Below are 23,094 nucleotides of genomic sequence, written 5' to 3' on the forward strand. Positions count from 1 at the left end.
CTCGCGCCACCCGGCGTTTTACAGCCGCGCAAAGCGGCATCGGGCCTATACTTCCGGCTGTCGGGCCAATCCGTCTGCCGAATGCCGCCTGGAGTTGCGTGGGGCTGCCTGTTCGGCCGGGCGCGGCCCAAGCCGTTCCACCATCCGCGGTGCGCCTGTCGCCGCGTCACTGGCCAGCAAGCATGGCAAGTCTCAACAAAGCATCGCTGACAACCTCCCTGCAATCGGTGCGCGCCGTCGCCCGCGCGCCGCGCACCCGCCGCATCTTCACGGGAATCCTGATCTTCCTGGTGATTTTTGGCCTGCTCGGTTTCTTTGCCGCGCCGCCGCTGATCCGCCATATCGCCGAGCAGCAATTGAGCCAGCAGCTCGATCGTCCTGTAACGATCGCGCGTATCGCCCTGAACCCCTACACGCTGCGGCTCGAAGCGGATCGCGTGCATATCGGCGAGCGCGGCGGGCAGGGCGATTTCGTCGATGTCGAACGGCTCGTGGTGAAGCCGTCGTGGTCGTCGATCTTTCGTTTTGCGCCCATCGTCGATGAAGTCCGGCTCGATTCGCCGCGCGTCACCATCGTGCGCATGGATGCGCAGCGTTTCAATTTTTCGGATCTGATCGACAAATTCTCGAAGCCGTCGGAAAAGCCCAGCAGCAAGCCCGCGCAGTTTTCGGTGTCGAACATTCGCGTCGAAAACGGCCAGATCACGTTCGACGATCGCCTGCTCAACGAGAAGCATGTGATCGACCGCTGGACGCTGGGCATTCCGTTCATCGCCACGCTGGCGTCGAAGACCGACATCTTCGTCGAGCCGCTGTTGCGCGCGCGCATCGACGGCGCGAGCACGCTCGCCATCGACGGCAAGACCAAGCCCTTCGCCGCCTCGCGCGAGTCCGAAGTCGAGCTGCGTCTGACCGATCTCGATGTGCCCAAACTGCTCACCTATTCGCCGACGAAACTGCCCGTCACGGTGAAGAGCGGCCTGCTGTCGACAAATCTGAAACTCGATTTCGTGATGACGGGCGAGAAGCCCACCTTGCGCGTTTCCGGCACGGCCGATCTGAATAATATCGACGCAACCGACAACGCCAATGCGCCGTTCTTTGGCGCGCACGGGCTGCACGTGGCGGCGGCGTCGCTCGAACCGTTTGGCAACGTCTATCGCTTCGACACGATTCGCCTCGATGCGCCGTCGGTCTGGCTGTCGCGCGACAAGGCCGGTGTGCTGAGCGTCGAAAAGCTGGTGGGCGCGCCGGCCGCGAAGGCCGAAGCGAAGGGCGAAAATCCCGCCGAAGCGAAGGCTGCGAGCGCCCCTGCACCGGCATCGGGCGAGAGTGCCAGGGCGGCGGAGCCGGCAGAAAAAGCGCCGCCGCTCGACCTGTCGGTTCATCAACTGGCGATCGCGGGCGGCACGCTGCATGTGCATGACGAAGCCGCGTCGCGGCCTGTCGATCACGAACTCAATAACATTACCGCGACGCTCGCCAACTTCTCGACTACGGCGAAAGCGGGCGCGCCGTACACGCTCGCGCTCGATGACCGTAACGGCGGCACAGTGCAGGTTGCGGGCAACTTCGGCATGGCGGCGAAGCGCGCCGACGCGAAGATCGCCGTGAAGGCGCTGCCGTTGCCGGTCTGGCAGCCGTATATCGATAGCGCGACTGCCGCGCAGGTAGTGGATGGCAAGCTCACGCTCGATTCGACCGTGACGGCGGACTGGTCGAAGTCGCCCGCCGCGGTGCAGGTGGGCGCGAGCACGCTCGGCCTCGATTCGCTCAAGATCGCCGCGCGTGGGGCGAAGACGCCCGCGCTGGCGCTCGCCAAAGGCACGGTGCAGGTCAGCCAGGTCGATCTCGCGGCGCGCACGGCGCAGATCGCATCGGTGGAAGCGAACGGCCTTGCGCTGAACGTCGAACGCCTGAAGAACGGCGACATCGATTTGATGAAGCTGGCGGCGCCGCACGAAGCCGCGCCGCAGCGCACGGCGATCCACGCCGCGCAGAAGTCGGTGCAGGAAGGCCCGGCCTGGCACTACAAGATCGATAACGTCAGCGTGAGCGGCGGCTCGGTCAATTTCACGGACAGCACGACGCCGCGCCCGGTCAAGCTCGCGATTACGCCGCTCGACCTGAAGGTTCAGCAGATCAGCGACGATATGCGTCATGCGCTGCCCATCGACCTTAAGGCGACCGTCAATCGCAAAGGCACGCTCGCGCTCAGCGGCGATGTGAACCCAACGCCGCTCAAGGCGCAACTGAAAATCGACGCAAACCGGCTCGACGCCGCCGCCTTCGAGCCGTATTTCGGCAACCAGCTCAACGCCGTGATTGCGAGCGCGCTGCTGAACATGAAGGGACAACTGGCGGTGGAGCAGGGTAAGGCGCTCAAGGCGAACTATCGCGGCGACGCGGCGCTGGTGGACGTGCGCATGCTCGACAAGGCGACCTCGGACCCGTTCGCGGGCTGGCGCTCGCTTGCGCTGTCGAACATGAAGGTGAGTTACGACGACGCGCGCGGCACCGACGTCGATGCGAGCCGCGTGACCTTCGCTGGCTTCTACGGCCGTGTGCTGCTGGACGCGCAAGGCAAGCTCAATCTCAAGGACGTGGTGGCGCATCAAAGCGGCGAAGCGCAGTCGCTCACGCGCGACACGAGCGCGTCGAAGGACGGCCGCGAGCCGGTGCCGCTCACGCCGCAGGCGGCGAGCGCGCCTGAACTGGCTTCCGCGCCGGTGCCGGCTTCGGGCGCGGCCACGACCGTGACCGCCGCGCAGCCGCCATCGAAACCGGTGCACCTGCATTTCGGCCAGCTGGTGTTGCAGGCGGGCCGCGTGAATTACACCGACAACTTCATCAAGCCGAACTACACCGCCGACCTCGTGCAGATCCAGGGCACGGTGGGCGCGTTCGGCACGGAATCGACCACGCCTGCGCCGGTCGATGTATCGGCGAAACTGGCCGCGAACGGACCGATTGCGATCAAGGGCACGGTGAATCCGCTCATCGCCAAGCCCTCGCTCGACCTCACGGCGAGCGCGCACGATATCGAACTCACCAACCTCACGCCGTATTCGACCAAGTACGCGGGCTATCCGATCACCAAGGGCAAGCTCAACGTCGATCTGCACTATCAGCTTGCCGATGACCAGCTCTCGGCGAACAACCATATCTTCATCGACCAGCTGACTTTCGGCGATCACGTCGATAACGATACGGCGACGAAGCTGCCGGTGCGCCTGGCGATTTCGCTGCTCAAGAACCGGCGCGGCGAAATCGACGTGAATATTCCGGTGTCGGGCTCGCTCTCGAATCCGGAGTTCAGTCTGGGCGGACTGATCTGGAAGGCGGTGCTCAACCTGATCGCCAAGGCCGTGACCGCGCCGTTCTCGCTGCTCGCCAATGCATTCGGCGGCGGCGGTCAGGAACTGGGTTATGTGGAGTTTGCGGCAGGCTCGGCGAAACTCACCGACGCCGACGACAAGAAGCTCGACACCATCGCCAAGGCGCTTGAGGACAAGCCTTCGATCAAGATCGATCTGATTGGCCGCGTCGATCCGGCCGTGGATACGCCTGCGTTGCGCGAGAAGTATGTGGATCGGCTGGTGCGCCAGCAGAAGATCAAGGACACCGTGGGCAATGGCGAAAGCGTGGACACGTCCGAGGTGCAGGTCGATCAGAAGGAATACGAAAAATACCTGACCAAGGCGTATAAGGCAGGCGATTTCAAGAAGCCTCACAACATGATCGGCTTCACGAAGTCTCTGCCCGTGGACGACATGAAGCAGGCGCTGGCCGAACACGCACCCGTGGACGACGCGTCGCTGCGCGATCTCGCGCAACAGCGTGCGCAGGCGGTGCAGCAGTACTTCGAGGGCAAGGTGGATCCGAGCCGCGTGTTCGTGGTCGCGCCCAAGCTCGATGCCAAGGGTATCGACGACAAGGGCGCGACGACGCGGGTGGATTTCGGCCTGAAGTGATCGCGCCGATATGACGATGAAACGAGGCGCGTGGCTGCGCGCCTCGTTTTTTATGCCGCGAGAACCGACGGTATGCGCCGCTTGACCCACTGCGTCGCCTGATCGTAGGCGTGCGCGACTTGCAGCACGGACAGATCGGCCTGCGGCTTGCCGATCACCTGAATGCCCATCGGCAAGCCCTGCGTGTTGAAGCCGGCCGGCACGCTGATCACCGGCAAACCGGCGAGACTCGCGCCGATCACCACTTCCATCCAGCGGTGATAGGTATCCATCTCACGGCCCGCAATCGACTTGGGCCAATGCTGGTTCGCGTCGAACGGGAACAGTTGCGCACTCGGCAACGCTAGATAGTCGTGGTGTTCGAATAGCGCGAGCAGCGCGTTGTACCACTGGCTGCGCGCCACCGACGCATTCCACACGTCCTCGCCCGAGAGCGCGAAGCCGCCTTCCACTTCCCACTGCGCTTCGGGCTTGAGCAGCGCGCGCTTCGCGGGATCGCGATAGAGCGCGCCCAGCGAACCCGCCACCGAAAAATGACGCAGCGTGCGCCAGCATTCCCACAGCTTTTCCATCGGATAGTCGAGGCGCGCGGCCTCGACCTTGCAGCCGATCGCACCGAAATCTCCGAGCGCCGTTTCGCATAGTGCGAGCACGCCGTCTTCCATCGGCAGATAGCCGTTGTAATCGCCGAGCCAGCCGATGCGCGCCCCGCCGAAGTCGCGCGCGAGCGGCTGGGCGAATTGCGCTGCGTCTTCAGCGATGGAGAGCGGCGCGCGTGCGTCGTAGCCGGCTTGCGTCGACAGCAGCATGGCGAGGTCGGTCACGCTGCGGCCCATCGGGCCCGCGTAGCCGAGCTGGTTGTAGTAGAGATCGACGGCGGGCACCGACGGCACGCGTCCCTGCGAGGGACGGAAACCGAACACGTTGTTCCAGCCCGCCGGGTTGCGCAGCGACCCCATCATGTCGCTGCCGTCGGCCACCGGCAGCATGCGCAGCGCGAGTGCAACGGCCGTGCCGCCGCTGCTGCCGCCCGCGCTGCGCGTGGCGTCATAGGCGTTGAGCGTGGTGCCGAACACGGTGTTGTAGGTATTCGAGCCCAGTCCGAATTCCGGCGAGTTGGTCTTGCCGATAAAGATCGCGCCCTGCGCGCGCATGCGGGCGGCCACCAGGGCGTCGGCCTTCGGCACTTCGTCGCGGAAGATCGGCGAGCCTTGCGTCGAGGCGATGCCCGCGGTGGCGGTGAGGTCCTTGGGCGCCTGCGGAATGCCGTGCAGCCAGCCCAGATACTCGCCGCGCGCGAGTTGCGCGTCGCGCTCGCCGGCTTCCTCGAGGAGCGCCGCGCGATCGCGCAGCGACACGATTGCGTTGGCCGGCGTATTCACGCGCGCGATGTGATCGAGGAAGGCGGTCATGACTTCGCGGCACGAGACCTTGCGCAGACGAATCCATTGCGACAGTTCGAGGGCGTCGGCGGCGACGATGTCCTGGGGTGTGGCGGGCGATGCCTGATTCATGCGTGACTCTCGTGAACGATGGATTTAACGATTGGTTGCGGATGGAACAGGGGGAGCTTTATTGTCGCGCGTCAAACCTGCGAGGGAAAGGTAACGGCTGGTTGCCGCGTGAAGCAGCGGTTGCCGCCAGGGGATGACAGTTTGTCGGTGGGTTGTCGGGTTAACCCCTGACAATCGGCTGGAGGCGTTTCAGATTTTTCCTATGCAAAAAGGGGAGTGCGTCGTTCAGGCTGTAGTTTTCGCGCCGAAAGGCGCTTCGCATTCACGCCTCCGAAAACATGGAACAAAAAATGAAGCGCATCGTGGTTATCGACGATCACCCGATCGTCCTCAAGATGCTCGCCAACGTCCTGCATACCGAATATGAACTGGTGGGCGAATGCGGTGACGGTGAGGAAGGCTTGCGTCTTGTCCACGCCTTGCAGCCGGATCTCGTGATTCTCGATCTCGAATTGCCGAAGCTCGATGGCCTCTCGGTCATCCGCGGCATTCGCACGAAACAGACCGGCACGCGCGTTCTGGTGTTGTCCGCGAAACCCGAGCAGGTCATGGCCAATCACACGCGCATTGCGGGCGCGAACGGGTACGTGAGCAAGAGCCGTGGGGTGGAGGAGTTGTGTGGCGTGGTGAAGGCCGTGCTGCTGGGCTACGACTGCTTCCCGGCGGGCAGTTGCGGCGGCGGCCGCGATGTGGCGCTCAACGGGCTGTCGCCGCGCGAGGTCGAAGTGCTGCAGTATCTCGCGCGCGGCATGAGCAACAAGGGCGTGGCCGCACGTCTGGGTCTGTCCGACAAGACCGTGAGCACCTACAAGACGCGTGTGCTCGACAAGCTGGGTGTGTCTTCGCTGGCGGCGCTGATCGAATTCGCTACGTTGAACAAGCTCATCGACTGATCGTTACGGTTACGTTCGCAACGGCCAAAAAAAAGGCCCCAACCAGTGGTGGTCGGGGCAATGAGAATACACCGTGCGCTCCGGGGAACGAAACGCCCAACTACGTTACCGTCACCGCGCGAGCGAAGCAACGCCAGCCCATTACCCTGCATTACCGTGGACGTGCAATCGGCATAGCGCCGAGGTTTGCGGATATTCGTCCACGATCCACTATTCGGCGAAGGTTCGACGGCGCGAGTCCCTTATTCAGCGTCTTTCGGCCTGTAAATCAATTCGGATATCGAATCAATTTAATGGGGTTTCGATCGACAATTACGAAACATGTCGAGTAAGCAAGTGAAATGAGAAACCCATCAGAGGTTTGCTGACCCGAAGCGCTTCAGATGTCGAAATGCAACGAGGCCGGTTGCTTCTTCGCGGAAGCAACCGGCCTCGGTAGTGTCACACTTGATCGGCTAGTCGATCAATAGTGCGGCGGGGGCGGGCGATGGTCGTCGCCGTGCCAGTGCGGGGGACCCGGATCGTGCGGATGGTGGTGCATCCACTCGTCGTGTTCCCAGTAACGGTGGCCGTCCCAGTAACGGTTGTCGTGCCAGCCGATCGACACTTGCACGCCTACCGGCATCATGTGCGCTTCGCCATATTGCGGCGCCGAATCGGCACGCAAGCCGTACGGAGCGGACTGGGCGAAGGCGCTCGAGGCACCCATCAGCGCGCCGCCTGCCAGCAGCGCGGCTGCGAGAGCGCGTGCGGGGGTCTTCCAGCTCTTCGTGTTCATATTCTTTCCTCCTCATCGAAGTCCGTCGTCCGCTTCTTGCAGTGCGTGGTGCGCTGCGTTGCGTTCGACCATGGACCCAAGCTTATCGGGCGGAAGTCGGTGAATACGTGAGCACTTGTAAGCTTTCATTTCGAGCGATCCGTCCCCAAAAAAGGCCGATTTGACGTTTAAGCCTTGATGCAAAACGGATTACAGGCTGTTTCTGAACCTTGCCGTTCGGTTTCAAAGGGTCGGGTTGTCAAGAGGCGTTACATTCGACCGATCGCCGACCCCGAAGCCTCATGACCGTTGTGTCCGCAACATTTCAATAACGTGTCATTTTTAATTCAAAAAGCCTTCATTTGATGGGCTTGGGGGTAGGGACATCGATTGCTGCCTGCGGGCTGAGAACGACCTCATCGGCCCAGGAGCGGCCGTTGGGCACGGTGCATCGGATATTGACCGGGGCGGCTCCGCCTCGCGACAGGGGTGCTCGCTCTAAGCAATAGCCCCCATCTGGCGTGCTCGTTCCTCGATCTGCCTGGCGTTCCACAAGAGAAACCACCCCAGTCCGCCGAGAAAAATCTCCAAAAGCACGATTTCCCCAATCAACATGAAAAGAGTAACCGGGTGATGAATTTGCGATATTGTTCCCCCGACGATCGGGAGGAATACGAGAATCCACCCAGACATCCGAGACCATTGGGCCTGACGTAACAACTTCTCTCCGGGCGCCAATTCGATGTCAGCGATCTGTGATCGCGACAGCCCTGAAATCTTTGCGTTTCGCCACCGCAACCATCTGAAAACTGCGGCGACGAACACAACGAAGATGAAAGCGAATATTCGCGTATCAACATGCGCACTTGCGCCCATCTATGAGCCTCGTCTGTGAAGCGTGCGCTTCACCGATTTGGTGAGCTTGCACCAGCCAAATCGGCCGCTAGCCGTTTCCATCGAAGTCGAACCCCTCTTTCTGGCCGACTATCGCGCGATTTCGTCGACTGAGATCTTTATCAATCGTCTCGCGAATTCCCTCTTTTGCGATTGATAAACCACCACATCGTGATGCCCCAAAAAATTCCACCGATCATAAATATGCCGGCATTCCTTGCGGCATCCAATGCTCCGATTTCGCGGCCCTGGAAAAATTGAATGACGGTGAAGATAAGAGCACTAGTAAGTCCCCACGCCAGGACCCCGCGGACGACGACAAATCGCAACATTGGATTCACCATATGAACAGGACACCTTGATCGCGCACGCACAAGAAGTCGGCATCCACGCTAGAAACCAGACCTGCTGGAAACGTGACTGCGATCCGAAACACCTGAAGTTCAGGTATGCATTCTTCAAATGTTATTCATCAAGTTCGCTGACAAATATCTCAGTTGACTTAATAATGATCCAGCAAAGAATCAGGCTAATACCCAGCAGGCATAAGCAGCCAATCAAGTCGTGCCAAATATAGCCGCAGAGCGCCATTGACCCGGCGAGCATAGCCAGTACCAATAACTTGTCGAGCCGACTGACTGTCTTTCGATGTGTGTCATCGTGTTTTGGCATTGGGTCGCCTTCAATGTCCGGTATTGAAATCCGGCTTAATAAATTTTCTGGGTAGATAGTGTATAACATAAGGTTGAATGAGAATACGTCTCATCTGTGTTTTATGCGAAATGGTTTCAACTCTAGTCTCATTAAGCATCGCTCCCTGGTCTAAATAATGGCGAAAAGTGATTCTCCCAATCCAGCGACCGAGATTCTTCGCGCTTACTGGAAGTCCGATCGACGGATGTTGCTTGTCGTCGCGGCCGTTGTCATCCTTGCGAGTGTGAGCGCCGTCGCCGGCCCCTATGTTTTTTCTCGATTCATCGATCGGCTTTCTCGCGCGCATGTGTTGGCGACAGTCGTCTGGAGTCTTGCGCTCTATCCTGTTCTGCTGGGCCTTGCCAGTTCGCTCCAGCGCGTTGCCCAGTATCTGGCGTACATGAGTGCCGAAAATCTCGGATTCATCACCAGCACACGTTTTTTCGAGCGAATTCTAAAAAAGACCACAGCATTCTTCATCGAGCACAATCCGGTCGAGATCCAGAGTGCCAACGCTCAAGGTCGGTCAGCGCTTACGATGCTTGTGCAGTTATGTCTCGGTAGCCTGATTCCGGGCGTCATCCAGATCGCCCTTACGCTGATCACATTAGGAACCCTGATCAATTTACAGATTGTCGCGATTGTCGTTGTCTATGGAGTGGTGGCCGTAACGATTACAACCCTCTCTGTGCAGCGTTCCCGTGCCTTTCTGGACAGTGCGGTGCAGGCCGGACAGCGTAGTGCCCGCTTCGTCGGCGGCGCCATCAACGCAATGGAGACGCTCCGGCATTTCGGTAGCCATCGCTGGATGAGCCGACGATTCTCTGAGACCGCGCAAGAGGTGCGTGACAATTGGCGCGCCTACGTACTGAGGCGAACTGGATATGTTGGCTGGCTTGGTATTGCATTAATGCTGCAGTTTGGAGTGACGTTCTATCTGCTTCTGCCACGTTATTCTGAAGGAACGATCACGATTGGCAGCATCGTATTGTTCAACACGCTGCTGCTACAACTCAATCAGCCATTCGAGATGATTGCGCATACCATTGACGAAATGACGCGCGTCAGGGCATCTCTCGCGCCATTCGTCGCTATGTGGCGCGCGCCGGAAGAGAGCCAGGTCTCTCACGATTGCGACATTTTGCTGAGCGAAGGCCGCGTCGTATTTGATAACGTGAGCTATCGGTATGAAAACGGACGCGGCGTATTCGGAGTCAATTTGATCGCCGAACGCGGACGGATAACTTTTCTGGTAGGAGAAACTGGATCGGGTAAATCGACGGTTTTCAAACTTGCGTTGAAATCAATCGAAGCCAGCGCAGGCCGCATCCTGGTCGACGACATCGATCTAAAGATCATTCCATCGGCGCTCTGGTATGAGCGCGTGGCCGTTGTGCCCCAAGATGCTGTTCTGTTGAATGAGAGCCTGGCCGATAACATTCTTCTTGGCCGGCCACGCGACGAAAACAGGTTGCTTGAAGCAACGGCGAAAGCCGCGATCCTGCCGTTTATCAACAACCTTCCCGACGGATTCGAGACGACGGTCGGAGAAAGAGGCTTGAAGTTATCGGGTGGAGAGCGACAACGTATCGCGATAGCGCGCGCGCTCTACGGGAAGCCAGCGATTCTTTTTCTTGACGAAGCGAGTTCCGCACTTGATGAGCAAACCGAACGCGATGTCATGGACCATGTGCGAGGCCTGGCTGAAGAAGTCACTGTGATTGCGATCACGCATCGTCTATCGGTTGTGGCGGAAACGGATCAGTTAGTCAGGGTGGGAAAGCCTGAAACTTCCTCCATCCACGCTCACGCAGGCACTGAAAATCTGGTAGCGGGTAGCAGCGAATAGCTTCGCGATCACGGCTTGCGAGCGTGACGTCCCGGTCACATTGTGGGCGCGCCAGGACCGCACTCCTCGCGCAGAAGTCCTCACCAATCTTCCATAGACTGGAACAGTCCTCCCCTCGCAACCCGGTTTTTAGGGGCGCGCGTGCTGCGTAGACTTGTCGCATCGACTCGCCGCTCGCACGGCAGATCGCCCGCGCAGCGAGTCCGTTCAGACCACAGGAGAGTACGGTGAAGAACGCAATGCTACGCACGGCGCTGGTTTCGATGATCGCAGTGATTCCGGCGATATCGTTTGCACAATCGATCCACAATGGCCCGGTGACGCGTGCGCAGGTGGTGCAGGAACTGGTCGATCTCGAGTCGGTTGGCTACAGCCCGGCGTCGGGCAACGACGTCAATTATCCCGATGACATTCAGGCCGCGCTGCGCCGCCTCGAAGCGAAACGCGCCGATGAAGCGCGCGTTGCCCAGCAGCAACCGCAAAACGATATCGCGCAATCGGGTTACGGCGCGCAGCCGGTGCAGACCAGCGAAGCGGGCGGCCCGGTGGCCGCGTTGCGCAGTGCGGAGCCGCCTGCGTACCAGCATCATTAAGCTGCGTAGTGAATCCGCATGACCGGGTTGTCAACGAAAGTGCCGCATCGAAGCGGCGCTTTTTCATGCGTCGGGCGGAACGCCCATCATTTGCAGCGTACCTTGCATCACGCCCGAGAACACCGGGCCCGCAACGGTGCCGCCATAAAACGACCCGCCCGCCGGATCGTCGATCATGACGGCGACGATCACACGCGGCGCGCTCATCGGCGCCATGCCGACAAACAGCGCGCGATAGCGGTTCTTCGCGTAGCCTGCGCCGATCTGCTTGCGCGCCGTGCCGGTCTTGCCGCCGACGCGATAGCCTTCGACATTGGCCGCGCGGCCCGTGCCGCCTTCACGCGTGGCCGATTCCAGCATGGCGCGTAAAGCGGCCGCCGATGCCGGCGTGGTGACCGTGCGCGGCTGCGTCGCGGCGGAACCGGGCGCGCTGTCATGCAGCAGCTTCGCGGGATACATCGTGCCGTCGCCGGCATACGCCGTGTAGACCTGCGCGATCTGCAGCAGCGAAGCCGACAGCCCATATCCATAGGCCATGGTCGCCTGCTCGATCGGACGCCAGCGCGCCCACGGTCGCACGCGGCCCGCCGCGGCGCCGGGGAAGGTCACTTCGGGCCGCAAGCCAAGACCATAGTCCTGATACTTGTTCCAGATGGTCTGAGCGGGCAGGTTGAGCGCCATCTTCGCAAGCGCGATATTGCTCGACTTCTGGATCGCCTCGGCCACCGTCATGCGACCGTGGTTCGAGGTGTCGTGGATCACGGCGGGACCGATGCGGAAGGTGCCGGGCGTCGTATCGATGAGGGTGTTGGCGTTGACCTTGCGCAAATCCATCGAGAGCGCCGCGACCACCGGTTTGATCGTCGAGCCCGGCTCGAACGTGTCGATCACGGCGCGGTTGCGTAGCTGACGGCCCGTGAGGCGCGAGCGGTTGTTCGGATCGAACGACGGCCAGTTCGCGAGCGCGAGAATATCGCCGTTCTGCGCGTCCAGCACCACGACACTGCCGGCTTCCGCGTGATGCTTCGCAACGGCGGCCTTCAGCTGCGAATAAGCGAGCTGCTGCACGCGGCGGTCGATGGTGAGCTGCACTGTGTCGCCGTTGTGCGGCTGGATGCGCTCGCTCGGCTCCGAAATCACGCGGCCCAGCCGGTCGCGGATCACTTCGCGTTGCCCCGGCGTGCCGTGCAGGCGCTTATCCGCGGCCAGCTCGACGCCTTCCTGGCCCTTATCTTCGACGTCGGTAAAGCCCACCACGTGTGCGGCGGATTCGCCTTCGGGATAGAAGCGTTTGGAATCGGCGATCAGCGTGATGCCGCCGGTGGCCATTTCGTCGATATGGGCGGCGGTTTCGGCGTCCACCTGGCGCTTGAGCAGCACGAACGAGCGCTCGGGCGGCAGACGGTGGCGCAGCTCGGAAACCGGCATGTCGAGCAGTTTCGCCAGCGGGCCGTGTGCCGCTTCGTCGAGCAGTTTCGGATTGGCCCAGATTTCGAACGTTTCCAGGCTCACGGCAAGCAGCGCGCCGTTGCGGTCGACGATGCGCCCGCGCATGGCGTCGAGTTCGAGCGTGCGCTGATAGCGCTTTTGCCCCTGCTTGACGTAAAAACCGTGATTGACGACCTGAACCCAGAGCGCGCGGCCCGCGAGTGCGGCGAAGGCCGCAAAGGTGATAAACACGACAAGCTTCGAGCGCCACGCGGGCAATTGCGGCGCCAGCATCGGATGTCGGGTCGCGGTGGCGTGCGGATCGCGCGGCGGTTTCCTGGAACGGATCATCGGGGTGGAGCAGGGGGTGGCTAGAATATTATTGTAAACATAGAGTAATTAAAATGAAATTTTAGGTGGCAATTCATTGTTCGAACGTGAGCGTTTTTGCGTAGCCTCAGGAAAACGCCAATACGCACAGAGGAAAATTGCCGGACGCAGCGCCTTACCCTAAAGTAAGGACATTCCACGGAGATCGATATGGCTTCCGCAACGTTGACATCAAAGGGGCAGATCACCATACCTGCCGATGTACGCACGCACCTGGGACTTTCAACTGGCGACCGCGTTGAATTCATCCTCAATGAAGCGACGGGACATTACGAAGTCGTGCCAGCCACCTGTTCAGTGACTTCGCTTAAAGGCATCGTGCGTAAGCCACGCAAAGCGGTGACGATTGAAGAAATGAACGAGGTCATTGCCCGGCAAGGCAGCGCCTCGCGATGATTGGCCTCGATACCAATGTCCTCGTGCGCTATTTTGCTCAGGACGACCCCGTTCAGTCGAGAAAGGCGACCGCCCTGATCGAATCGCTGACTGCAGAGCAGCCCGGCTACATCACGCAGGTGGCGCTTATCGAAACGGTGTGGGTGCTCGCGCGCGCCTATGACCTGGGTCGCGAAGAGATCGTGCACGTGATCGAGACAGTGCTGAGAGCACGCGAACTGATTGTCGAGGTGGCAGAGACCGTCTGGAAGGCCGTGCGGGTCTATGCGGGATCTTCAGCCGATTTCGCCGACTGCTTGATCGAGCGGAGTTGCCACGACGCGCAGTGTGAATACACGGCGACATTCGATACCAAAGCCGCCAAAACTGCGAGCATGAAACTTATTAAGTAGGGGCGTCACCGCGTCCCCCGATCCGCGGCGTCCCCCACACATGTTCACGCCATCGCCGGCAGCCTGAAGCTCGCAATCGACTCGCGCAGCCCGCTCACCTGATCCTTGAGCGAATGTGCCGCCGCCGCAGCCTCTTCCACCAGCGCCGCGTTCTGCTGCGTCACCTGATCCATCTCGCCCACCGCGCGATTGACCTGTTCGATGCCCGCGCTTTGTTCGCGCGAGGCGTTGCTGATCTCTTCGAGAATCTCATGCACGCGCCGCACGGACTGGACGATTTCACTCATCGTCGTGCCCGCGTTGGTCACGAGTTGCTGGCCTTCGGTGACGGTGCCGGTCGACTTCTCGATCAGCGCCTTGATCTCCTTCGCCGCAGCTGCCGAGCGCTGCGCGAGGCTGCGCACTTCCGCCGCGACCACCGCGAAGCCGCGTCCCTGTTCGCCCGCGCGCGCCGCTTCCACCGCCGCGTTGAGCGCGAGGATATTGGTCTGGAAGGCGATACCGTCGATTACGCCGATGATGTCGCCAATCTGCTGCGAGCTGTGCGTGATGTCGCCCATCGTGCGCACCACGTCGTCCACGACGACGCTGCCGCGCGTGGCGACGTCGGCGGCCTGGCTGGCGAGCGTGGCTGCGTGCTGCGCGCTATCCGCGTTCTGACGCACGTTGGCCGTCATCTGGTCCATGCTCGACGCGGTTTGCACCAGCGCGGCCGCCTGTTCTTCGGTGCGTTGCGAAAGGTCGGTGTTGCCCGCGGCGATTTCGTTGGCGCCCACGTTGATGTTTTCCGCGCCGCTGCGCACGCGCGCGACCGTCTGCACCAGCGCGCCCTGCATGGTGGCGAGCGCGCGCATCAGGCTGTGATCGTTCGCCCCGTGCACCTCGACGCGCGAGGTGAGATCGCCCTGGGCGATGCGATTGGCCGTTTCCACCGCGGTTTCCAGTTCGCCGCCGATGCTGCCGCGCACGCTCTTCACCACGAACACCATTACCACGGTCGCCGCGCCGCCCAGCACGAAGGTCACGAGCACCCAGCGCAGCAGGCTGCTGTAGAACGCGGCGCTCACGTCGTCCATATACATGCCGGTGACGATCACCCAGTCCCACGGCGCAAAGCGATTGCCAAAGCTCAGCTTCGGCACGGGTTCGCTATGACCGGGCTTGGACCAGAGGTAGTTGACGAAGCCGCCGCCCGGCTGGTTGGCCGCTTCGGAAAGCGCCGTGAAAACATGTTTGCCCGAAGGATCGGCGAAATCGGTGAGCGCCTTGCCGTTCAGCTCGGGCTTGATCGGATGCATCAGCATCACGGCCTGCGAGTTGTTGATGCTCAGATAACCGTCCTTGCCATAACGGATCGAACCGATCACGGCGAGCGCCTGTTTTTGCGCATCGGCTTCGGGCATGACGTTGTGCTGCGAGAGGCCGTAATAGTAGTTGGCGATGCTGGTGGCTTCGTCCACGAGCGTCGTCAGTTGCGCGCGGCGTTCGCGGATCATGCCGTCGCGGCTTTGCCATGCGCCGAAGGCAACGATCAGAAGCAGGCCGATCCAGAGGATCGCGATCATCGAGCGGAGTTTCTTGTTGAGAGTCATCGTCTGCTTGGTCGGTCAGAGGGGCGTGGGGCTTCTAGCCAGCTTTTCATCCAGCGAATGGGACGCTTCGCCTTCCTGTGTTTACGGCCTGCACAAACCGCCGCGTGACCTGGGACGAACCCTGTTTCCTCTTAGGAAACCAACGCTCTTGTAGAGCACCATTTGGCTTGCCGCGAAAGTGCACAAAAAATGGCGCAAAAAGCCTTTAAAAGCCACAAATTTCACTGCAACACCATGATTTGCCACTTCTGGTGGGGATCGACGGCAAGTGCGAATCATTTCCGCTATAGTCGCGGCTTCGGCCCAAAGCCAGCGCTGTTTTTTGACTCGTTTTAATGAGTCTTTGCATCGATCGCCGCCTTGAATTCCACATTTAATGGCAGCCACAAAAATCGATTTGCGCATTGGCGATCCACGGGCCAGAAACCGGTTTAACCAACGATGCGACGCACGCGACGCAGCCTTTTAAAGCGCGGCGCGACGACGTCCACTGGAGTAAAAAAATGAACGCACGCGAACCCTCGATGGTTTCCAACGCACTTCCGACTTCGGCCACCTCGCGCAGCGCACGCCTGCGTCAGATGCTGTTGAGCAACGAACTCGAATTCCTGATGGAAGCGCACAACGGTCTGTCCGCGCGTATCGCGCGCGAAGCGGGCTTCAAGGCAATCTGGGGTTCGGGCCTATCGATTTCGGCGCAGTTTGGCGTGCGTGACAACAACGAAGCGAGCTGGACGCAGGTGGTCGATAACCTCGAATTCATGGCCGACGCCAGCGATCTGCCGATCCTGCTGGACGGCGACACCGGCTACGGCAACTTCAACAACGTGCGCCGCCTCGTGCGCAAGCTCGAACAGCGCGGCATCGCCGGCGTCTGTATCGAAGACAAGGTGTTCCCGAAGACCAACAGCTTCATCGGCGGCGAAGCGCAACCGCTCGCCGACATCGACGAATTCTGCGGCAAGATCAAGGCGGGCAAGGACTCGCAGACGGACGAGAATTTCTCGATCGTCGCACGCGTGGAAGCGCTGATCGCCGGCTGGGGCATGGACGAAGCGCTCAAGCGCGCCGAAGCCTATCGCCAGGCAGGCGCGGACGCGATCCTGATCCACAGCAAGCTCTCGAAAGCTGACGAGATCCTCACGTTTGCACGCGAATGGGCAGGCCGCGGTCCGCTCGTGATCGTGCCGACCAAGTACTACAGCACGCCCACCGACGTGTTCCGCAAGGCGGGTATCAGCACGATCATCTGGGCAAATCACCAGATCCGCGCAGCCGTTTCGGCGATGCAGGCCGTGACCAAGACGATCTACGAAACGCAAACGCTCGTCGACGTCGAAGACCGCATTGCTACGGTCAACGAAATTTTCCGTCTGCAGGACGCCGACGAATACTCGGAAGCCGAAAACCGTTACCTGTCGACCACGCGTTCGGCGGGCTCGGCGATCGTGCTGGCGGCCAGCCGCGGATCGGGCCTCGACGCCGTCACCGAAGACAAGCCGAAGGTCATGCTGCCGGTCGCGGGCAAGCCGCTGCTGCGCTGGCTGGTCGACGCGTTCAAGAAGGAAGCGATCAACGACATCACGGTGGTGGGCGGTTACAAGGCCGAAGCGATCGACACGGCCGGCATCAAGCTCGCGCGCAACGAACGCTATGCGCAGACCAACGAACTCGCCTCGCTCGCGTGCGCCGTCAATGCGCTCGACAACGACACGGTGATTTCGTACGGCGATCTGCTGTTCCGCAGCTACATCCTGCGCGATCTGGTGGATAGCGATGCCGAATTCAGCGTCGTGATCGACTCGTCGCCGGCATCGGAAAACGCCAGCGTGCGCGACTTCGCATGGTGCTCGGCGGGCGACGATCGCGGTCTGTTCGGCAACAAGGTGTATCTGCAACGCGTGTCGTCGGATGAGGCATCGCAAGCCACCGCGCCGAGCGGCCGCTGGATCGGTCTCACGAGCGTGCGCGGCGCGGGCCGCGACAAGCTCAAGGCCAAGATTGCGCAACTGCAGACGCGCGCCGATTTCGACTCGCTCGACATGCCGGCGCTGCTCAATGCGCTGATCGAAGACGGCGAGAAGATCGAAGTGCAATACGTGCGCGGCCACTGGCGCGGCGTGAACGACCTCGAAGACTTCCGTCGCGCGGGTGATTTCGCGCACGCACAAACGCCGATCGGCGGCGGCACGGCAGGCGCGAAGCCGGAGGCCAAGGCATGATCGAAGCAGCACAGTTTGTCGAAGCGGCGCGCGAGCGCGGCTTCGAATGGTACGCAGGCGTGCCGTGCTCGTACCTCACGCCGTTCATCAACTACGTGCTGCAGGACGATACGCTGCATTACGTCTCGGCGGCCAATGAAGGCGACGCGGTCGCGCTGGTGGCGGGCGTGGCGCTCGCGGGCAAACGCGGCATCGCGATGATGCAGAATTCGGGTCTCGGCAATGCGGTGAGCCCGCTGACGTCGCTCACCTGGACCTTCCGTCTGCCGCAACTGCTGATCGTGACGTGGCGCGGCCAGCCCGGCGTCGCCGATGAGCCGCAGCACGCGCTGATGGGCCCGGTCACGCCGCAGATGCTCGACACGATGGAGATTCCCTGGGAGCTGTTCCCCACGGAAGCCGACCAGATCGCGCCCGCGCTCGAACGCGCCGTCAAGCACATGGACGAAACGGGCCGCCCGTACGCGCTCGTGATGCAGAAGGGCAGCGTGGCGTCGTACGAACTCAAGGGCGGCGGCGCGATGCCCGCGAAGCATGCGCTGCCGGTCGCGCAGTCGAAGTTCACGGGCCGTGGCTACGACGAACTGCCGACGCGCCAGCAGGCGCTCGAACGCGTGATCGCCGCAACGCCCGCCGAATCGACGGTCGTGGTGGCATCGACGGGCTTCTGCGGCCGCGAACTCTACGCCATCGACGATCGTTCGAACCAGCTGTACATGGTTGGCTCGATGGGCTGCGTGACGCCGTTCGCGCTCGGTCTTGCGCTCGCGCGTCCGGATCTGAACGTGGTCGCGCTCGACGGCGACGGCGCGGCGCTCATGCGCATGGGCGCGTTCGCGACGCTCGGCGCTTATGGTCCGTCGAACCTCACGCACGTGCTGCTCGATAACGGCGCGCACGATTCGACCGGCGGTCAGGCCACCGTCTCGCAGCAGGTTTCGTTCGCGAACGTGGCCGCCGCATGCGGTTACGCCGATGCCGTGGAAGGCGACGAACTCGCCACGCTCGACGCCGTGTTGGCCGCCGCGCAGGATCGCGCAAAGGGCGCAAGCGGCGTCGCGGGCACGCGTTTCGTATGCCTGACGATCAAGCGCGGCACGCCCGACGGCCTGCCGCGCCCGACCATCACGCCGCCCGACGTCAAGACGCGTCTGATGCGCCACATCGGCGCTGCCGCTCATTAAGGACACTCAGCCCATGCTGTTGCTCAATCCCGGCCCGGTCACGCTCACTGAACGCGTGCGTCGCAGCCTGTTGCAGGAAGATTTGTGCCATCGCGAAAGCGAGTTCTTCGACGTGCAGGAAGAGGCGCGCACGCGTCTCGTCGGCGTCTACGATCTCGATCCGGCGCAGTGGCAAGCGGTGCTCATGACCGGCTCCGGCACGGCGGCGGTCGAAAGCATGATCGCTTCGCTCGTGCCCGCCAACGGCAAGCTGCTGATCGTCGAAAACGGCGTGTATGGCGAGCGCATCACCGCCATCGCCACGCAGTACGGTATCGCGCATGAAGTCGTGAAGCATGAGTGGATGGACGCGCCCGACCTTGCGCGTATCACCGCCGCGCTGGACGCCGACAAGTCGATCACGCACGTCGCGATCATTCATCACGAAACCACCACGGGCCGTCTGAACGATCTGCGCGCGCTGGGCGAGGCCTGCCGTGCGCGCGGCGTGCAGATGCTTGTCGATGGCGTGAGCAGCTTCGGCTCGGAAGCGATTGATTTCGACGATACGAGCATCGCCGCTGTGGCCGCGACCGCGAACAAGTGCCTGCACGGCGTGCCTGGCGCGGCCTTCGTGGTAGTGCGCCGCGCGGCGCTCGCCACGGCTGCTAGCCGCACGTATTACCTCGATCTCAAGCGTCTCGCGACGCTGCAGGATCAGCGCAATACGCCGTTTACGCCGTCGGTGCACGCGTACTACGCGCTCGTCGAAGCGCTGCGCGAACTCGCCGACGAAGGCGGCTGGAAGGCGCGTCACGCGCGCTATGCGGCGCTCTCCGAGCAGGTGCGTGCCGGTCTGGCCGCGCGCGGCATGGATTGCGTGCTGCCGAAGGAAGAATCGTCGGTGGTTCTGCGCGCGTTCCGTCTGCCTGCTGGCATCGACTATCCGAAGCTGCACGACGCGCTCAAGGCGCGCGGCTTCGTGATCTACGCAGGCCAGGGTGGTTTGTCGAAGGAACTGTTCCGTATCTCGACGATGGGCGATATCCACGCCGCCGACGTCGAGCGCCTGCTCGCCTCGTTCGACGAGATCGCGAAGTAAGGCAGCGCCTTAGCCCGTAAAAAAGGCCTTGCAGCGAGTGATCGCTGCAAGGCCTTTTGTGTTTTTCGCGCGAGGTTTCTACCGCGATTCAGCCCGTCGCGCGTTCGCTGGTGCGCACCGCCGATGCCTTTTTCGCAGGTTTGGCGGCGGCTTTGCGTCGCGCGCGCGCCTTCTTCAGCCAGATCAGCACGCCCGTCACGCTGAGCACCGCGACCATGACGCCCACGAAGCTGACCGCGATGCGCCCCGGCAACCCGGCAATACGGCCCGAGTGCAGCGGAAACTGCGCCTGGATGAAGATGTCGCCCGCGCTGCCCTCGCCGGGAATCTGCTTCGCGAGCACCTTGCCCGTGTGCGCGTCCATGATGAGCCACGGATTGCCGAGACCCGCATCGCCGTGATCCTTGCCCGCTGCGTAATAGCCCACGCCGACATAGCCCAGCGACGGCACTGCGAACATGCCGCCCGGCGGCGCGCTGATGCCTGCGCGGCGGCCCGCTTCGGTGGCATCGGCGACGATGCGATCGCGCGCCGCGGCTTCGTCGGCGGGCGCGAGCGCGCCTTCCGGCGCGACGGAGCGGAACGCGTCGGGCGCCAGCGTCGAGAACACCGACACGACCGGACGCACAACTTGAGTGCCGAGATTCATCGACACCGAGGTGAGCGCCATCACCGTCAGCAGCCCCCACAGCCACACGCCGCCCGAGCGATGCAGGTCGAACGTGAGCGCGTAACCGCCGCGCTTGACACGAAACGCCAGCGACTTGCGCCAGCTTTTCAGATTCGGGAACGCCAGCACGATGGCGATAAACCCATCGAGCAGCCAGACCATGCCGACCACGCCCATCGTCCAGACGCTGAAGTCGATGCCCATTTTGGTCGGCAGAAACAGCGTGTAGTGCAACTGGTACAGGAAGGGAATCAGGTTCAGGCGCGCGAGCGACGGCGCGCCCCACATGCGTCGGCCCTGCACGGCGCCCGTGACGGGATCGAGCGCGACCTGGTTGTAGTCGAGCGCGTACGGTTGCTTCGTCTGCGGATCGAGCCGCGGCGAGACGCGCACCTGGAAGGTGTGGCCCGGCTCCACGGCAAGCGGCATGAAGGACACGGTGGCGCGCGGATCGGCGGCTTCGAGGCGCCTCGCCAGTTCGAGCGGCGCGAGCGGGGTGCCGGGCGTGTTGGCGTCGTAGAAGGACGGATTGAGCGCCGAGTCGAGTTCGTGATCCCAGGCGATCACCGCGCCCGTTATACCGGCCAGAAACAGGAAGGCCGCGATGCCCAGCCCGAACCAGCGATGCAGGCGTACCAGCAGCGGTCTCATAGGGCGGTCGTGCTGGCAAAGCGGCGCGTGCGCCGACGGACTGGAACGGGCGCGTGGAGCAAAACGGTCACGATGGCGTCGGCGGTCGGATTGAAGGTAAATAGTTGATCGCAAATGCGAATCGTTTGCATTTTACGGAGTGAGCGAGACTGATGCAAGCTTCATAGAAAGCTGATCGAAAGCATGTGCGGGTGGGGATCAATCAGCCCGTTTGAGGGACAGACTGATGCATGGCGACCGCGCCGCGAAGACCATCCGCGGCGGGCGAGGGAAACGACAGGACAGCGGACGAGGAAGGCGCGCCCAGCCGCTTAGACCGGGTCTTTGTTCGGCGGCCCGTCAGGTCGCTGCGGTTCCTCGACGTGGCCCGGAGGCGGTGGCGTGAGCGGATCGCGTTCGGGATCGCGCGTCGGATCGGCGAGCGGATCGGGAAGCGGGTTCGTATGCGAGCAGATCATCGCGGATACCTCGTGCGGCGGCGACGTGTGCCGCGCAGGACGTGTGGGTGGTCTTCATAGCGTAGGCGATGAAAAACCGCGTGCGCGGAGTTTCTGGCCCGCGACCACCCGCGCAATGCAGATTCCCGTCGAACGCCGGGGCGCTTCAGAGTCCGTCGAGATCGGCGGGCGTATCGACATCGCGCAGGATGCCGGGGTCGTTCACGTCGATGCGCGTGAGTGTCTGCGACGTCAGCAGCGCGCGCGCGCCTGCGTCGCCGTCCAGCGCGAGCAGCGCCTCGCGATGCCCGAAGCCAAAGCCCACCGGATGACCGCGCTGCCCCTCGTAGAACGGCGCGACGAGCGGCTTGCCTGCGTCGAGTTCGCGCGCGACCGCCTCGATGGTGCTGACGGCGATGCGCGGCATGTCCGCGAGCGCGACGATCCAGCTTTCGCCTTCGGTATCGGCTTCAATGGCGGCGGCGAGACTCGCGCCCATGCCGCGCACGGCGTCAGCCGCGAACACCACGTCGCAGCCCGCTTCGTTGAGCGTGTGGGCGAGCGTTTCCGCGCCAGGCCGCACGACCGCGATCACGCGCGGCACGACCAGCAGCAGCCGGTGCGCGGCCTCATGAGCGACGGCGATGCCATTGGGCAGCGGGGCGAGGAGTTTATTGCGCAGACCTTCGGGATCGAAGCGCGAACCTGTGCCGGCGGCGAGCAGTACGCCGGTGGCGAGCGATGCATAGGCCATGGGGAGTACCGCGGGTGCGCCGCGCGAGAGGGGTGAACGCAGATTGTGCGGCGCAACCGCGCGTGAGGCAAGCGCGCATTTGTGTGTGGCGCGGCGAGGCACTCAAGCGCTTAGGTCATCGTGTGCGCGGGCAGCATGACCTTGTCGAGTGTGATTGGCAAATCGCGCACCCGCACGCCGGTCGCGTGATAGACGGCGTTGGCAATCGCCGCGGGCACGCCCGTAATGCCGATTTCGCCGATGCCGCGCACGCCCAGCGCATTGAAATGCAGATCGGGCGGCCCGACGAACAGCACGTCCAGATCGCCGATATCGGCATTCACCGGCACGTGGTATTCGGCGAAATTGCCATTGGCGAAGCGTCCGCTGCGCGCGTCGAGCAGGCCTTCCTCGTGCAGCGCCGTGCTCACACCCCAGACCATGCCGCCCATCAACTGGCTGCGCGCCGTCTTGGCGTTGAGTATCTGCCCCACGTCGTAAGCGCCGACGATGCGCGCCACGCGCAGCGTGCCGAGATCGGCATCCACATGCACTTCCGCGAATACCGCGCCGAAGGAGTGGAAGGCGAACTGCTGCTTTTCCGCGCCGGGCTTCGCGGTGGCCTGCGCCTCGATGGGCTGGCCGCCCGCGCGCGCGATGATGGCGGCGGCTGGGTCGCGCTTCGACGCATCCGCGCGCAGCACGACCCAGCCGTCGACGACCGTGACGTCGGCGCTCGCCGCGCCGTGGA

At 62.5% G+C, this 23,094-nt stretch carries 17 protein-coding genes; 9 read left to right on the top strand and 8 right to left on the bottom strand.

Translation table 11 applies throughout. From position 1 onward, the window contains the following. Window positions 1–182: 182 nt before the first annotated feature. Window positions 183–3,974: a DUF748 domain-containing protein gene (locus F3J17_RS30575; protein WP_167068364.1), complete on the top strand. Its 3,792-nt coding sequence runs from the start codon at window positions 183–185 to the stop codon at window positions 3,972–3,974. Window positions 3,975–4,024: 50 nt separating this feature from the next. Here the strand turns inward: F3J17_RS30575 and F3J17_RS30580 are convergent, their stop codons facing one another. Beyond that, the gene (locus tag F3J17_RS30580; protein WP_167068367.1) at window positions 4,025–5,488 is read right to left on the bottom strand and encodes an amidase; all 1,464 of its coding nucleotides are present in this window, start codon (window positions 5,486–5,488) and stop codon (window positions 4,025–4,027) included. 290 nt (window positions 5,489–5,778) lie between these two features. Between F3J17_RS30580 and F3J17_RS30585 the strand changes: the two genes are divergently transcribed. Next, on the top strand, window positions 5,779–6,381 hold the full coding sequence (locus F3J17_RS30585) for a response regulator transcription factor (RefSeq protein ID WP_167068370.1): 603 nt from the start codon (window positions 5,779–5,781) through the stop codon (window positions 6,379–6,381). Window positions 6,382–6,844: 463 nt separating this feature from the next. On the opposite strand, the gene F3J17_RS30590 is transcribed toward F3J17_RS30585, so the two are convergent. After that, on the bottom strand, window positions 6,845–7,159 hold the full coding sequence (locus F3J17_RS30590; protein ID WP_167068372.1) for a hypothetical protein: 315 nt from the start codon (window positions 7,157–7,159) through the stop codon (window positions 6,845–6,847). Window positions 7,160–8,861: 1,702 nt separating this feature from the next. Here F3J17_RS30590 and F3J17_RS30595 point away from each other — a divergent pair. Next, window positions 8,862–10,574 (top strand): ABC transporter ATP-binding protein, encoded by a 1,713-nt coding sequence (locus tag F3J17_RS30595; protein ID WP_167068375.1) that lies wholly within the window; start codon window positions 8,862–8,864, stop codon window positions 10,572–10,574. A gap of 239 nt (window positions 10,575–10,813) precedes the next feature. Beyond that, a complete protein-coding gene (locus F3J17_RS30600; RefSeq protein ID WP_167068429.1) occupies window positions 10,814–11,167 on the top strand; it encodes a DUF4148 domain-containing protein in 354 nt (117 codons plus the stop codon). Window positions 11,168–11,230: 63 nt separating this feature from the next. On the opposite strand, the gene F3J17_RS30605 is transcribed toward F3J17_RS30600, so the two are convergent. Further along, a complete protein-coding gene (locus F3J17_RS30605) occupies window positions 11,231–12,946 on the bottom strand; it encodes a penicillin-binding protein 2 (RefSeq protein WP_167068378.1) in 1,716 nt (571 codons plus the stop codon). 189 nt (window positions 12,947–13,135) lie between these two features. Here F3J17_RS30605 and F3J17_RS30610 point away from each other — a divergent pair, with 189 nt between their 5' ends. Then, a complete protein-coding gene (locus tag F3J17_RS30610; RefSeq protein WP_167068380.1) occupies window positions 13,136–13,381 on the top strand; it encodes an AbrB/MazE/SpoVT family DNA-binding domain-containing protein in 246 nt (81 codons plus the stop codon). Continuing rightward, on the top strand, window positions 13,378–13,773 hold the full coding sequence (locus F3J17_RS30615) for a type II toxin-antitoxin system VapC family toxin (protein ID WP_167068383.1): 396 nt from the start codon (window positions 13,378–13,380) through the stop codon (window positions 13,771–13,773). Before F3J17_RS30610 ends, F3J17_RS30615 begins: the two co-directional genes overlap by 4 nt. A 44-nt stretch (window positions 13,774–13,817) precedes the next feature. Here F3J17_RS30615 and F3J17_RS30620 read toward each other — a convergent pair whose 3' ends face one another. Beyond that, window positions 13,818–15,365 (bottom strand): methyl-accepting chemotaxis protein, encoded by a 1,548-nt coding sequence (locus F3J17_RS30620; protein WP_167068386.1) that lies wholly within the window; start codon window positions 15,363–15,365, stop codon window positions 13,818–13,820. 503 nt (window positions 15,366–15,868) lie between these two features. Here F3J17_RS30620 and aepX point away from each other — a divergent pair. From aepX to F3J17_RS30635, 3 genes are read left to right on the top strand one after another with little or no spacing between them, the layout of a single operon-like run. After that, window positions 15,869–17,587 carry a phosphoenolpyruvate mutase gene (gene aepX / locus F3J17_RS30625; protein WP_167068389.1) on the top strand — a complete coding sequence of 573 codons (1,719 nt, stop codon included), beginning with the start codon at window positions 15,869–15,871 and terminating at the stop codon, window positions 17,585–17,587. Further along, window positions 17,584–18,771 carry a phosphonopyruvate decarboxylase gene (aepY, locus tag F3J17_RS30630; RefSeq protein WP_167068392.1) on the top strand — a complete coding sequence of 396 codons (1,188 nt, stop codon included), beginning with the start codon at window positions 17,584–17,586 and terminating at the stop codon, window positions 18,769–18,771. The genes aepX and aepY overlap by 4 nt, the downstream gene beginning before the upstream one ends. A gap of 13 nt (window positions 18,772–18,784) precedes the next feature. Beyond that, window positions 18,785–19,852: a 2-aminoethylphosphonate aminotransferase gene (locus F3J17_RS30635; protein ID WP_167068395.1), complete on the top strand. Its 1,068-nt coding sequence runs from the start codon at window positions 18,785–18,787 to the stop codon at window positions 19,850–19,852. Between the two features lie 88 nt (window positions 19,853–19,940). On the opposite strand, the gene F3J17_RS30640 is transcribed toward F3J17_RS30635, so the two are convergent. The 4 genes from F3J17_RS30640 to F3J17_RS30655 form a co-directional block, all read right to left on the bottom strand. Then, entirely contained in the window at window positions 19,941–21,173 is a 1,233-nt protein-coding gene (locus F3J17_RS30640; protein WP_167068398.1) for a PepSY-associated TM helix domain-containing protein, read from the bottom strand. Between the two features lie 311 nt (window positions 21,174–21,484). After that, on the bottom strand, window positions 21,485–21,631 hold the full coding sequence (locus F3J17_RS30645) for a hypothetical protein (RefSeq protein ID WP_167068403.1): 147 nt from the start codon (window positions 21,629–21,631) through the stop codon (window positions 21,485–21,487). A 145-nt stretch (window positions 21,632–21,776) separates the two neighbouring features. Next, on the bottom strand, window positions 21,777–22,364 hold the full coding sequence (locus F3J17_RS30650; RefSeq protein ID WP_167068406.1) for a nucleotidyltransferase family protein: 588 nt from the start codon (window positions 22,362–22,364) through the stop codon (window positions 21,777–21,779). Between the two features lie 110 nt (window positions 22,365–22,474). Then, window positions 22,475–23,094 (bottom strand): molybdopterin cofactor-binding domain-containing protein (locus tag F3J17_RS30655; protein ID WP_167068409.1); only part of this gene is annotated, 620 nt, incomplete at its 5' end.

This window comes from Burkholderia sp. Ax-1719, from assembly GCF_011753055.1.
Lineage (GTDB): Bacteria > Pseudomonadota > Gammaproteobacteria > Burkholderiales > Burkholderiaceae > Paraburkholderia.